The 12,868-nt window shown below is 39.9% G+C and carries 11 protein-coding genes; 6 read left to right on the top strand and 5 right to left on the bottom strand.

All coding sequences use genetic code 11. The features are described 5' to 3' along the window. Window positions 1–29 precede the first annotated feature (29 nt). Entirely contained in the window at window positions 30–1,790 is a 1,761-nt protein-coding gene (gene sppA / locus QZT73_RS14140) for a signal peptide peptidase SppA (RefSeq protein WP_291784981.1), read from the bottom strand. Window positions 1,791–1,859: 69 nt separating this feature from the next. Between sppA and folK the strand changes: the two genes are divergently transcribed. Beyond that, window positions 1,860–2,369, top strand: coding sequence for a 2-amino-4-hydroxy-6-hydroxymethyldihydropteridine diphosphokinase (folK, locus tag QZT73_RS14145; protein WP_291788801.1), 510 nt, complete (start codon window positions 1,860–1,862; stop codon window positions 2,367–2,369). A 10-nt stretch (window positions 2,370–2,379) separates the two neighbouring features. Here folK and fabD read toward each other — a convergent pair whose 3' ends face one another. The 4 genes from fabD to QZT73_RS14165 all read right to left on the bottom strand — a co-directional run bounded on the left by fabD (window position 2,380) and on the right by QZT73_RS14165 (window position 7,358). Then, window positions 2,380–3,255 (bottom strand): ACP S-malonyltransferase, encoded by an 876-nt coding sequence (gene fabD / locus QZT73_RS14150; RefSeq protein ID WP_291788804.1) that lies wholly within the window; start codon window positions 3,253–3,255, stop codon window positions 2,380–2,382. A gap of 236 nt (window positions 3,256–3,491) precedes the next feature. Further along, complete coding sequence (locus QZT73_RS14155) at window positions 3,492–4,121, bottom strand: carbonic anhydrase (protein WP_291784975.1); 630 nt, start codon at window positions 4,119–4,121, stop codon at window positions 3,492–3,494. A gap of 19 nt (window positions 4,122–4,140) precedes the next feature. Next, window positions 4,141–4,569, bottom strand: coding sequence for a DCC1-like thiol-disulfide oxidoreductase family protein (locus QZT73_RS14160; protein WP_291784974.1), 429 nt, complete (start codon window positions 4,567–4,569; stop codon window positions 4,141–4,143). Then, a complete protein-coding gene (locus QZT73_RS14165) occupies window positions 4,566–7,358 on the bottom strand; it encodes a gliding motility-associated C-terminal domain-containing protein (protein ID WP_291788807.1) in 2,793 nt (930 codons plus the stop codon). The genes QZT73_RS14160 and QZT73_RS14165 overlap by 4 nt, the downstream gene beginning before the upstream one ends. Window positions 7,359–7,614: 256 nt before the next feature. Between QZT73_RS14165 and QZT73_RS14170 the strand changes: the two genes are divergently transcribed. The 5 genes from QZT73_RS14170 (at window position 7,615) to QZT73_RS14190 (ending at window position 12,537) form a co-directional block, all read left to right on the top strand. Continuing rightward, a complete protein-coding gene (locus QZT73_RS14170) occupies window positions 7,615–8,301 on the top strand; it encodes a succinate dehydrogenase cytochrome b subunit (protein ID WP_291788809.1) in 687 nt (228 codons plus the stop codon). Window positions 8,302–8,313: 12 nt separating this feature from the next. Next, window positions 8,314–10,248 (top strand): fumarate reductase/succinate dehydrogenase flavoprotein subunit, encoded by a 1,935-nt coding sequence (locus QZT73_RS14175; RefSeq protein ID WP_291784966.1) that lies wholly within the window; start codon window positions 8,314–8,316, stop codon window positions 10,246–10,248. Between the two features lie 27 nt (window positions 10,249–10,275). Next, complete coding sequence (locus QZT73_RS14180) at window positions 10,276–11,025, top strand: succinate dehydrogenase/fumarate reductase iron-sulfur subunit (RefSeq protein ID WP_291784964.1); 750 nt, start codon at window positions 10,276–10,278, stop codon at window positions 11,023–11,025. Window positions 11,026–11,461: 436 nt separating this feature from the next. Further along, window positions 11,462–11,728, top strand: a complete 267-nt coding sequence (locus tag QZT73_RS14185; RefSeq protein WP_291788812.1) for a transposase — start codon at window positions 11,462–11,464, stop codon at window positions 11,726–11,728. After that, window positions 11,725–12,537: an IS3 family transposase gene (locus QZT73_RS14190; RefSeq protein ID WP_291788814.1), complete on the top strand. Its 813-nt coding sequence runs from the start codon at window positions 11,725–11,727 to the stop codon at window positions 12,535–12,537. Before QZT73_RS14185 ends, QZT73_RS14190 begins: the two co-directional genes overlap by 4 nt. Window positions 12,538–12,868 lie beyond the last annotated feature (331 nt).

Below are 12,868 nucleotides of genomic sequence, written 5' to 3' on the forward strand. Positions count from 1 at the left end.
ATAAAAAAAGGAGCTTTTCAGCTCCTTTTTTATTGAATGATATAGTCGTAGGGCATCCGCATCATGACACCTTCATACTTTTTAACCTTTTCAATCTGATCGTAGATTGGGTAAAAATTACCCAATTTTTTTTGCTGGTAATAGGCCTGAACTTCATTGGAGAATTGATTGAGAAATCTTTCAAACCAAGGCCTAATTTCGGGATAGTATACTACCCTATAATCATCGGAGACACCTGCTTTTGTAGCTGCTATTTTTACGGCCTCATCTAAACCTCCCAAAACATCTACCAATCCATTTTCTTTCGCTTGATTACCGGTCCACACCCGGCCAGAAGCTACCTTTATTACTTCTTCTTTGCTCATATCTCTTCCTTGAGCCACCCTACTAAGAAAAATATCATAGCCTTCCTCAATCTGAGCCTGGAATATATTGCGTTCCATTTGTGAAACTCTTCGGGTAGGACTTAAGAAATCTGAAAATTCACCTGTCTTGACTACATCCGTAGTAATACCAAGTTTATTGTTTAATAAGCCCTGGGCGTTGAACCATAAGGCAAAGACGCCAATTGAACCTGTTATAGTATTAGGCTGGGCGACTATGCTATCAGAAGCAGCAGCAATATAATAGCCGCCGGATGCTGCTATTTCACCCATAGAGGCAATGACAGGTTTTTCCTTTCTTGCTTCTTCCAACTCCCTCCAGATAACTTCAGAGGCAAGAGCTGATCCTCCCGGAGAATTAACCCGAAGTACAATGGCTTTGACATTGTCATTTTTTCTCGCCTTTCTGATTTCATCTTTAAACCTTTCTGAGCTTATGATGGATTCATCTCTCCCACCCATAATCTCTCCTTCAGCCACAATTACAGCAATACGGTTTTTGGAATTGCTCCCAGTACTTTTCGTGGCCCTGTTGATTCGGGAAATATTGATCGTGTTAATTTTGTCGTCTTTTTCAAGCCCCAACTTTTCTTTCATAAGATCGATCACCTCATCTTCGTACCTAAGACCATCAACCAATTGCAGTTCCTCTGCATCCTTTACCTTTCTTACCAACATCCCTTGATTGATTTCTCTTAGCCTGTCATTGGGAATTCCTCTGCTTTCGGCTATTTCATTTAAGGAAAAAAAATTGAGGTCATTAAGAAAAGATGCTGTCTGCAATCGGTTTTCTTCACTCATTTTATCTAATAAAAAGGGTTCCACCGCACTTTTAAAATCACCTACCCTGAAAACTTGTGGTTCTACCTCGATTTTCTCAAAAAGTCCCTTAAAGAAAAGCACTTCACTGGCAAAGCCATTGAACTCAACAAAGCCCGAAGGGTTGACATAAATTTCATCAGCAACAGAACTGAGGTAATAACCATTTTCTGTATAAATTTCACCATAACTTACTATGAACTTCTCAGATTCTTTGAAGTCCAGAAGCTCATCTCTGAGCTCTTTAATACCAGCTTGACCTGCCATAAAGGTTCCCGGCTTAATAAAAATTCCTTTCACATTGTCATTGGTCTTGGCATTTCTGATGGCATTTTTTAGGTTACTTAATCCTATGGTTGGAATACCACTGAACAAACCGAGGGAAGAAAAATCAGGTTCATCTTCATTGCTTCTTTCTACAAGTACTCGCCCCTCAAGGTTAATGACAAGAACTGTATTTTCTTTAACTTTCACATCATCCTCCGAAGAAGCTATTATGGCAATCAATCCCGCGAAAATAAAAAAACTCATCACGGAAAAAACCAAAAGACCGACAATTACGGCCAAAACATTACCCAAAAATCTCATATTATTTTAATTTATTCAGCTAAAATAAGCCTTTTTTTTTAAGTTTGATAGACCTCGATTAACAGTATAATGGAAAATTTGGTTTTAATTATTGGTGGTAACTTAGGGGATAGGCTTCTGTTGATCAAAAAAGCCAGAAACCTGCTCGAGAAAAGGTTAGGAAAAGAGTTGATAGCTTCTTCCATATTCGAAACAGAAGCTTGGGGTGGGAGTTCTTTAGGGTACTATCTGAATCAAGTGCTTGTGTATCAAACGGCATTGGAGCCTATGCAAGTACTGGAATGTATACAAGAAATAGAAAATCAATTGGAACGGAAACGGGAAGTCAAATGGGGGAACAGGACCATGGATATTGATATTCTGTATTTTGGCAAAAGAACAATCAATTCAGAAAAATTAATTCTTCCACATCCCTATCTTGAAAAAAGGAAGTTCGTACTGGAACCCTTGTCTCAAATTTTACCGGATTTTATTCATCCTTCTCTAGGCAAATCTCATCAGGAGCTATTAAGAATTTGTCAGGATATTTCCGAGGTAAAACTTTACGAAAAAAAAGCCCGGAATATCCGGGCTAAATGAGATTCGGTTTTCAAATGCTGGAAACTTCGGCTTCTCTGTGGATTTTTTTAACCAGTCCCTGCAATACCTTCCCTGGGCCGCATTCTATAAACTCCAAGGCGCCATCAGCCACCATCTGCTGTACGGATTGGGTCCATTTCACTGGAGCAGTCAATTGGGCAATTAGATTTTTCTTTATCTCTTCTACATCAGTAATACCTCTGGTACTGACATTTTGATAAACAGGACAATTGGGCTGATGAAAAATGGTTGCCTCTATTGCCTTTTGTAGTTTTTCTCTTGCTGGCTCCATCAATGGGGAATGGAATGCACCACCTACAGGAAGGGGAAGGGCTCTTTTTGCACCAGCTTCTTTCATTTTTTCACAGGCAATTTCAATTCCTTTATTGGAACCAGAAATGACCAATTGTCCCGGACAATTGTAATTGGCGGGGACCACCGTTTCACCTTCAATAGCAGCACAGATTTCTTCAACTTTTGCATCTTCAAGACCCAAAATGGCGGCCATCCCAGAAGGATTTATTTCGCATGCTTCCTGCATGGCCAAAGCTCTTTGGTATACCAATTTTAATCCATCTTCAAAAGCAAGTGTTCCATTTGCAACCAGGGCCGAAAACTCGCCCAAAGAATGTCCCGCTACCATATCAGGGTTGAATTCCGGAGAAGTTTTTGCTAAAATTACAGAATGCAGAAATATTGCCGGTTGTGTCACTTTGGTCTGCTTTAACTCTTCATCACCTCCCTCAAACATAATATCAGATATTCTGAATTTCAGGATGGCATTGGCTTGTTCAAAGAGTGATTTGGCGGTTTCATTGTGCTCATACAGGTCTTTTCCCATACCTGAAAACTGAGCCCCCTGGCCCGGAAAAACATATGCTTTCATGATTATTGCGTTGATTTAGGTTGCAAATATAGGAAATTCAATATGAATGTGCGGGATTCAATAGGTCAGTGTAGAATTATAAGATTAGACAAAGGATGGAAACAGCAAATAAATAGAATTGAAATAATGGAAAAGTTAGTTTAAAATAGATGGCCTGTGGTATGGTAAGACATAAGCTTAATGCTATAATGAGATATTTTGAAATACTGTCAACTTGGTGGAGTACTGCAAGCTGTTTACTCTCCTAAATCATAGATTTCCATAATCTTGGAAAGAATTTTTTTGAAGTCGATTTTGAGATCAATCAGTTTTCCGCTGCCCATATCAAAAACCCAACCATGAACCTCTAGACCTCTTTTTTTTATAGCTTTTTGGACAGTTGCGGTTTTAATTAAGTTAATGCACTGTTCCTGTACATTCAATTCAATTAGGCGGTTATAACGGGAATTTTCATCTGTGATTGCATCCAATTCTTTTTGATGCAATCTATATACATCCCGAATGTTCCTCAACCAAGGGTTTAAGACCCCAAGATCTTGAGCCTGCATGGCCGCTTTGACCCCTCCACAAAAATAGTGGCCACACAAAACGATATGGTTAACCTTCAGGTGGTCTACTGCATAATGCAAAACAGCCATGGCATTGACATCTACACCTATAATCAGGTTAGCAATGTTTCTATGCACAAAAACCTCTCCAGGAGCTACTCCCATAAGTTCTTCTGCCGTCACCCTTGAATCCGAACAGCCAAAGTAAAGGATTTTAGGTTGTTGTCCCTTAGAAAGCTTTTGGAAGTAATTCGGATCTTGAGAAAGCTTTTCCTTAATCCATGTATTATTATTTTCAAAAACAGTTTTAATTTCCATAGCTTGTCATTTATGAAAATCATTCACTGATATCCTTTTCTGAAAGAAATTTATTTTGCTCTTCTTCATTCGGAAGCCTGCATGTTTCCTTTTTACCAAACCATTTATAACGATTCCTGGCTATCCAATTATAAATTGGGTCCCTGATAAATGCAGGAATAATGATCAATCCATAAAATATTGGCCATAAGGCATTCAGTTTTCTGCTGATTTCCAAGGCAGCCCTGCTTTTGTAAAAAACTTTTTCACCCCTTATAAGTACGATTGAATCAAGGTAATCCCCCTCTATTTGATAGGATTCTAGTATTTTTTTCACCATTTCATCCTGAAGAGCAGCTACCTTGAAATTTTGCCCTTTGTCTCTCTTGATTATAAAATCAACGGCTCCATTGCAAAGGTTGCAGACGCCATCGAATAGGACGATATCATATTTATCCTGAATTCTCATTTCACGATCTGTATGGTTCCTTTTAACTTCCTTTCCCTTAAAGAAGGATCAAGGACGTCAAAGAGCACAGTCGCGCTGTAGAAATAGGTGCCAGCAGGAAGCTCATTCCCATTTTTATCTCTTCCATCCCAACGTATGAAAACATCGTTTTCAGTGGCTGTAAGGCTATTGTAGTTGAAAACTTCTACACCCCAACGGTTAACAATAAAAATTTCAACTCCCAGAACAAACCTTGGACATTTTGACAAGGGGTTATCAAATGCCATGAATGTGTCATTTATCCCATCTCCATTGGGAGTAAATGTATTTGGTAATTCATAAAAAGGGCAATTGTCTACACATACGATATTGCTGGGATCACTTTCATTCCCAGACCTGTCAATTGCGGTAATGTAATAACAACCCCTATAATTGCTCAAGTCGCTGATACGTGTCTGAAATTCAAATTGAGAAAAAGTTCCTACAAGATTGAATTGCCCATCGTCTTCTCCATCTGGATTGAAATATAGCCTGAATTCATTCAATTCATCATCACAGTTTCCAGTGAAATCAGGTTCCCAGCTTAGGTCATGCACAAAACTGTTGAAGCCACAGGATTTATCGGAGAGGTATTCGCTACATTCAGGACCTTCAAAAGTCAATACCGGCGGACAAGGCAGTCTGTCATCATCTGGTCTTGCGCATACAATCTGAGATTTGTTCTCCAAAGGCATTTCGATCATGTCTACATTGTATGTTCCTTTAGTGACCACCAAATAACAATATTCGATATCCCTCTGCAAGGTTACGCCATTGTGACTGCCATCGTCCAGGTATGTAAAGCCATCAATGGTAGGATCTACCTCTGCAATCAATTCAAAGTTTTCCTCATCTTCTGCCTCTGGGTCAGTACGGTTTCTATAAACTTCATGTTTGAATTCAGAAACTGTATTATTCCATGGCACATTGAAGTTCCAATTTAACCGGATGGCCTCATTGATTATGGTTGGAGTTAGCCTTACAGAAGAAGCAGCACTTGAACTGTCAATGACAGTATTATTCTCTTTAAGAATGACTTTGTAGTTATAAACAAGATTTTCAGTGTTGATACCTGTATCGGTAAATGAAGTATCTGTCGTACTGATAAGCGCGACACGATTCTGATTTCCGGTGAAGCCCACACTTCTGAAAAGTTCATAAGTAAAGGGTCCCGGGAATTGCTCTCTATCGATATCATACGGAGGTGTCCATCGGACAAAAATCTGACCATTCTCTGTATCTGTATCTTCTACACTTACATTAGTAATGATTGGGACATCCACATCAATAGTGATACAGATTTCCTCTGATACGATACTCTCACCTAACCTTGGTGGGGGATAAGCTGCTACCAAGCGGTAACAATAGGTGTTTCCAGGTGCTAGACCTTCTCCATTATTAGTGTCTAGAAAATTAAATACACCCATGTTGGTGGTTCCAATAAGTTCATAACCTGCACGAATACCTGTTTCACAGGAATCAGGTTCATAAGGATCAGAATTCAGCCTTCGCCAAACCTGCATTGTCTCAGCAGTGGTACCACAGGAATAAGGTTCCCAAGATAAATTGACCGAACGGCCGGCTTCCTGTTCCAGGTCTTCGATTATTGGAGGCGGGCCGACCACCTTGATGTTCCAGGTCCTTATATCTACCAAAGAAGGCCCTGATCTGGGCTGGTCAGAAATTCGTATTCTTACCTGATATTCTCTTTCCCTCACATGGCTACAAACAGTTTGCCACTCAAAATCAATGATTCCAGGGCTAGATTGAAATACGCCTTCAGGAGAATACGTGGCAGGTGAGGTATTGATCTCAACGGGGTCTCCAAATATTTCTATTTTTATGGGATCACCGTCTGGATCTGATCCCTGAATGATTTCTTCAATTTTAGTCCCGGCCACTACGCATAGATCAGGAGGCAAAATAAGTTCTGGCCTTTGATTATTGGTGTTTTCAATAATGATCTGCATGTCCCTGATCACATAACCGATCATTTGGTATTCGCCTCCAATTTTTCTCCATTCCTGAACCTGAAAGGCTATATTATATTGTCCTGCAAGTCCAGGAGCATCCCAAATCAAATCACCGGTAATGGGATTTATAGAAATAAATGGCGGTGTAGAGCCATCTTCTCTGTTGAAACTGAATTCATTGGATGCAGGACTTCTGTAGTTATTGACAAAACGTTGGAAGCCCTGACGTGGTCTAACGGTAATTTCATCAAAAAAATAGGCCAAACTGTCACCGTCTGGATCAAAAGCACCTGGGTTATGGATATATCTGACATTGACGCCCCCATTGTCGACTGGAGGAATAGTCAGTACAGGAGAGTTATTGATTCCTATAAACGGGTCAATTGTAATCATGGTCTCTACATAAAAAGGAGTATCCACGGAATTGTCCATGTTTAAGGTCTGATCATTGCGATTGAATTCCCTAAATCGAATAATATACTGCCCCGGGCCTTGGTAGGTATGTGTGATTACAAAAGTATTTTTTTCTATCTGGTTGCCTAAGGATTCTACTGTAACGAAATCACTTTCGGTATTCAACCTGACTTCTCTACCATCACCGAAATTAATATCGCCAGGTCCAAAAATCACATTTGAACGCGTATCTGTGTAACCTACCACCGTAATCCTGTAGGTTAAAGCTTGTGTACTGACCCTTTCAGCGGTAATTTCACCAGCCCTGATATGGGTAGCCATTGAAGGAAATGAAGCACTTAGCATTAATAAAAAAACCAATAATAGGCTTATTCTCAATTTCATGAATTTTCAGCTTAGGTAACTGTTTATACGAAAGTAATTAAATCGGGATTAAAATATCCCAAATATTCAAACAATAAAAATAAACACTTGGTTAAAAAGATATAAAATGATGCTAAAATAAGATGGAAAGCGAGTTATTTAGAACGTTTTAAAATAAGTGTCAGGTTGGTTTCTGGATTGTTTGCTAAGTTTTCCGAATGTAAATTTGGCCTCGTAGAAAAATCCAAATATTAATCTAACATTTAAGAAAAAGTATATGAGTTGGGTATCCAAAACCTTAAACAGCACCTTAGGCCGAAAATTAATGATGGCCTTGACAGGCTTGTTTCTGATTATCTTCCTTTTGGGACATGTTTCCGGGAACACTTTGTTATTTAAGAATGACGGAGGAGAGGCGTTTAACATTTATGCTAAATTTATGACGACAAACCCTGCTGTTAAAATCCTGTCCTATCTCACTTATATTTCTGTGATCGCACATGTGGTTTATTCCATCATCTTAACGAAATACAATAAATCAGCGCGACCAGTGGCATATGCAAACAGCAAGGCATCTACCAATTCATCATGGAATTCAAGAAATATGGGTATTTTAGGTACCATCATTTTGATTTTCCTAGCCGTCCATTTGCAGGGCTTTTGGTACAAAATGCATTGGGGTGACATGCCTGTAGTAAGCTACGGGGGAGAGCAATATAAAGATCTGTATACCATAGTCAATTTCGCTTTCCAATCAGAATTGCTAGTTGCCCTTTATGTGGTGGCCATGGGATTCTTAGGTCTTCATCTTTCTCATGGATTTCAGAGTGCTTTTCAGACCTTGGGTTTGAATCACGTCAAATATTCACCTGCAATACAAAAATTAGGTTTGGCATTCAGCATTATTGTACCAGCACTTTTTGCAAGCATGCCTATTTATATCTATTTCATCAACATGAATTAAACACAATTGAGTATGATTTTAGATTCAAAAATTCCAGAGGGTCCTTTAGCAGAAAAGTGGTCCAGACATAAATTCAACATCAAGCTGGTAAACCCTGCCAACAAGAGGAAGTACGATGTGATCGTAGTAGGGACAGGCCTTGCAGGGGCCTCAGCTGCTGCATCATTGGCAGAATTGGGTTATAATGTGAAAGCTTTTTGCTTTCAGGACAGTCCAAGAAGGGCACACTCCATAGCAGCCCAAGGAGGAATTAATGCTGCCAAAAATTATCAAAATGATGGTGACTCTGTTTATCGCTTATTTTATGATACCATCAAGGGTGGGGATTATAGGGCAAGAGAAGCCAATGTGTACCGTTTGGCAGAAGTTTCTGTCAATATAATTGATCAGTGTGTAGCACAGGGTGTACCATTTGCCAGAGAATATGGAGGGCTTTTGGCCAACCGGTCTTTTGGTGGAGCACAGGTATCCAGAACTTTCTATGCGAGAGGTCAAACCGGTCAGCAGCTTTTGTTGGGTGCTTATTCTGCCTTGAGCCGTCAGGTTGCAAATGGTAAAGTAAAACTTTATCCAAGAACTGAGATGATGGATGTGGTGGTTGTGGATGGCAAAGCAAGTGGAATTGTCACCAGAAACCTGATTACAGGTGCAATCGAATCCCATAGTGCACATGCGGTACTTTTATGTACTGGTGGATATGGCAATGTTTTCTTCCTTTCCACCAATGCCATGGGATCCAATGTGACGGCTGCCTGGAGGGCACATAAGCGAGGTGCTTTGATGGCAAACCCTTGCTTTACCCAAATTCACCCAACCTGTATTCCTGTTTCCGGTGACCATCAGTCCAAATTAACCCTGATGTCAGAATCCTTGAGAAATGATGGTAGGGTATGGGTTCCGGCGACGAAGGAAATATCAGAAAAGCTTAGAAAAGGTGAAATCACTGCCAATGACATCAAAGAAGAAGATAGGGATTATTTCCTGGAAAGAAAATACCCTTCCTTCGGTAACCTGGTGCCAAGAGACGTGGCTTCCAGAAATGCCAAGTATGTATGTGATGAAGGCAGAGGAGTAAATGAAACCGGAGAGGCTGTTTTCCTTGACTTTAGAGATGCCATTAAAAGAGATACCGAAGAACTGATTCGTGCCAAGTATGGCAACCTCTTTGATATGTACCAGCAGATTACGGGCGAAAATCCCTATAAGGTACCTATGAAGATTTATCCAGCAGTTCACTACACCATGGGTGGACTTTGGGTGGATTACAACCTGATGACCAATATTCCTGGACTTTATGCTTTAGGAGAAGCAAATTTCTCAGACCATGGAGCCAATAGGTTAGGTGCCTCTGCCTTGATGCAGGGACTAGCAGATGGGTATTTTGTAATTCCTTATACTGTTGGGGATTATCTCGCCCAAACGCCTTATGCTAAAATCGATACGGACCACCCTGAATTCCAAAAAGCAGAGCAGGAAGTAAAGGATAGAATTTCAAAATTATTGGATATACCCGGTGAGAAAACCGTAGATTATTTCCATAAGCGTTTAGGTAAAATCATGTGGGATTATTGTGGAATGGCCAGGACAGAGGAAGGTTTGAAAAAAGCCAAGTCCATGATCAAGGAGTTGAAGACTGAATTTTGGTCCAATGTAAATGTTTTGGGTGGCAATGAAGAGCTCAACCAATCTTTAGAAAAAGCCCACCGAGTCGCAGACTTTCTGGAATTGGGAGAATTGATGATAGATGATGCTTTGAATAGGAATGAATCCTGCGGGGGACACTTTAGAGAGGAATACCAGACTCCTGAAGGGGAGGCTTTAAGGGATGATGAAAACTTTGCTTATGTATCCGCTTGGCAGTATGTGGGTGAGGATGAGGAAGAGGTCTTACACAAAGAACCACTTGTGTTTGAGAATGTGAAGTTGACCCAAAGGAGTTATAAGTAATTTATTAGCATAAAACGCACAAGAGCCATGAATTTAACTTTAAATATCTGGAGACAGAAAAACAACGTCGACAAAGGCGGTTTTAGAGAATATAAAGTTTCCGATATTTCCAAAGACATGTCTTTTTTGGAAATGTTGGACGTACTGAACGAACAATTAGCAGAAAAAGGAGAAGACCCTGTGCATTTTGACCATGATTGCCGTGAGGGTATTTGCGGAATGTGCTCCCTATATATCAATGGGAAGCCACATGGGCCTTTGCAGACAACTACTTGTCAGTTGCATATGAGGTCTTTCAAAGATGGAGAAACTATCACCATTGAGCCTTGGAGGGCAAAGGCATTCCCTGTGATGAAAGACTTGGTCGTGGATAGGTCAGCTTTTGACCGCATCATCCAAGCAGGTGGTTATGTGTCTGTCAATACAGGCGGTGTACCGGATGCCAATGAGATTCCAATCCCTAAAAGAATCGCGGACGAAGCATTTGATGCTGCCACCTGTATCGGATGCGGCGCATGTGTAGCGGCCTGTAAAAATGCGTCTGCCATGCTGTTTACTTCTGCGAAAGTTTCCCAATTGGCAATGCTTCCTCAAGGGCAGGTAGAACGGAAAGAAAGGGCGGAAAAGATGATTGCTCAAATGGATGCAGAAGGTTTTGGTGCATGTACCAACACCGGTGCCTGCGAAGCAGAATGTCCAAAAGGCATCAGCATTACCAATATTGCCAGGATGAATAGGGAATATTTCTCCGCTGTAGTAAGCAGTGAGAATGTTTGATAGAACTAAAATCATATTAATAAGAGGCTATCTCAAAGAGGGATAGCCTCTTTTTTTTACTATTTTCTTTGGTTTTTGATTTTTTTTTTTTAATAAATTTATAGTGCTAGCAGGATTGATCAATTGTTTTATGGTACTTCTTTAGAAGTTAATTGTATTTAGTTGAGATATAACAAATTTTAAATTAATTGAAAGTGATCAAAAAAATTGTATTTTCATTATTTATGTCAGTAATATTATTTGTAGGGATTACTGAAGCGAATTGTCCCGTAACTGATTGTAATACTGACTGTGGTAATGGACGTTTGTGTTCAATTACTCAATATGAAAACGGAGTTCAATGTTCCTGGACTTTGTGTTATGGTAAAGGGGTACAGGGCTGCTTTTTTGCGACAGATTAAAATTAGAGTTTTAACTTTACAAATCGCAAAAGAGTATGAAAAAGTCAAGATTTACAGAATCCCAGATATTGAAGGTGCTCAAATCACAGGATGAAGGCAAAAAGGTGAGTGAAATCTGCCGTGAATTCGGCATATCTGAACCTACGTTCTATAACTGGAAGAGCAAATACGGAGGGATGACCCTCTCGGAGTTACACCGGGTAAAGGAGCTGGAAGAGGAAAATGCGAGGCTTAAAAGAATTGTGGCCGAGCAACAGCTCTCCATTGATGTTCTTAAGGAAGTCAATTCAAAAAAGTGGTGACGCCTTATCAAAAAGAGCAGTGCTTAATTCTTATTCAGGAGAAGTTTCCGGAGTTGAGCTATGCTAAGGCGTGTAAACTTTTCAATTGCTCCAGAACAAAGAAATATTATCAAAAGCGGATGCCTCAAAAAGACGCAGAAGTAAAATCGGCGATTGAAAGTGTGGTGGGCACAACTCGTTTGGGAAGGCGAAAAGTTATAGTTAAGGTCAGGAAAAAGCATCCCAAACTGGGTTCTTCAAAAATAAGGAGGGTTTATGAAAATGAAGGATTCTCACTTTATAAAAGGTTGAAAAGAAAACGGCTTAACAATCCCGCAAATCCCATTGAGCTACCGATGGCTGCGAATGTGGAATGGGCAATGGATTTTATGTCAGACTGTTTGGTAAACGGCAGTAAGATCAGAACCTTGAATTTAATAGACCAATTCAACCGGAAATGTTTAAAAATAGAAATCAGCAGAAATATGCCTTCAAGGAAGGTCATTGAAATAGTAGGGAAAGCAATCGATGAATATGGCAAACCTTTGGGTATACGAACCGACAATGGCCCAGAGTTTACTTCGGGATTGTTCCAGAATTGGTTGGAGGAAAATGAGATTGATTGGATTAAGATCCAAAAAGGCAAACCCCAGCAGAACGCAATTGTCGAGAGATTCAATAAAACCTACAGGGAGGATGTATTGGATTCCAACCTGTTTTTCACAGTAGCACAGGCGCAGGAAATCACAGATCGATGGGTTGAAGAATACAATAGCTATAGGCCTCATGAGGCTCTCAAATATCAAACGCCAAATGAATATGCCGCATAATCTGATCATCGATTTAACGAAAAAATGGGTTTTCTAAGGAATACAGCTCGGAAAATAGACAAAAAGAAAGACGCAATATATGCGCCTTACTTTCATTTTCGTCGGTTCGATCTATCCCTGGTGGGTTGCTCCCCAGCAGAGCCCACTTCCGTTTTAACCGAACAATGCAAATTTCTAAACAATCAACTATATTTACAAACTGTCAAAAAAGCCAGCCACTTACCGGCTTATTAGGAGTTTTATTGATTCTTAAAAATAAAATGAGTAGAAGAGTTAATAGAAGAAATAGCGGAATAACGGCATATTTAACATAATCTTTAAAAAAACCGAT

This window comes from Cecembia sp., assembly GCF_007126775.1.
Taxonomy (GTDB): Bacteria; Bacteroidota; Bacteroidia; order Cytophagales; family Cyclobacteriaceae; genus Cecembia.

Excerpts from the sequence above, each read along its gene's own strand:
- sppA (WP_291784981.1), bottom strand. The coding sequence starts at position 1,790 with ATGAGATTTTTGGGTAATGTTTTGGCCGTAATTGTCGGTCTTTTGGTT.
- folK (WP_291788801.1), top strand. The coding sequence starts at position 1,860 with ATGGAAAATTTGGTTTTAATTATTGGTGGTAACTTAGGGGATAGGCTT.
- fabD (WP_291788804.1), bottom strand. The coding sequence starts at position 3,255 with ATGAAAGCATATGTTTTTCCGGGCCAGGGGGCTCAGTTTTCAGGTATG.
- QZT73_RS14155 (WP_291784975.1), bottom strand. The coding sequence starts at position 4,121 with ATGGAAATTAAAACTGTTTTTGAAAATAATAATACATGGATTAAGGAA.
- QZT73_RS14160 (WP_291784974.1), bottom strand. The coding sequence starts at position 4,569 with ATGAGAATTCAGGATAAATATGATATCGTCCTATTCGATGGCGTCTGC.
- QZT73_RS14165 (WP_291788807.1), bottom strand. The coding sequence starts at position 7,358 with ATGAAATTGAGAATAAGCCTATTATTGGTTTTTTTATTAATGCTAAGT.
- QZT73_RS14170 (WP_291788809.1), top strand. The coding sequence starts at position 7,615 with ATGAGTTGGGTATCCAAAACCTTAAACAGCACCTTAGGCCGAAAATTA.
- QZT73_RS14175 (WP_291784966.1), top strand. The coding sequence starts at position 8,314 with ATGATTTTAGATTCAAAAATTCCAGAGGGTCCTTTAGCAGAAAAGTGG.
- QZT73_RS14180 (WP_291784964.1), top strand. The coding sequence starts at position 10,276 with ATGAATTTAACTTTAAATATCTGGAGACAGAAAAACAACGTCGACAAA.
- QZT73_RS14185 (WP_291788812.1), top strand. The coding sequence starts at position 11,462 with ATGAAAAAGTCAAGATTTACAGAATCCCAGATATTGAAGGTGCTCAAA.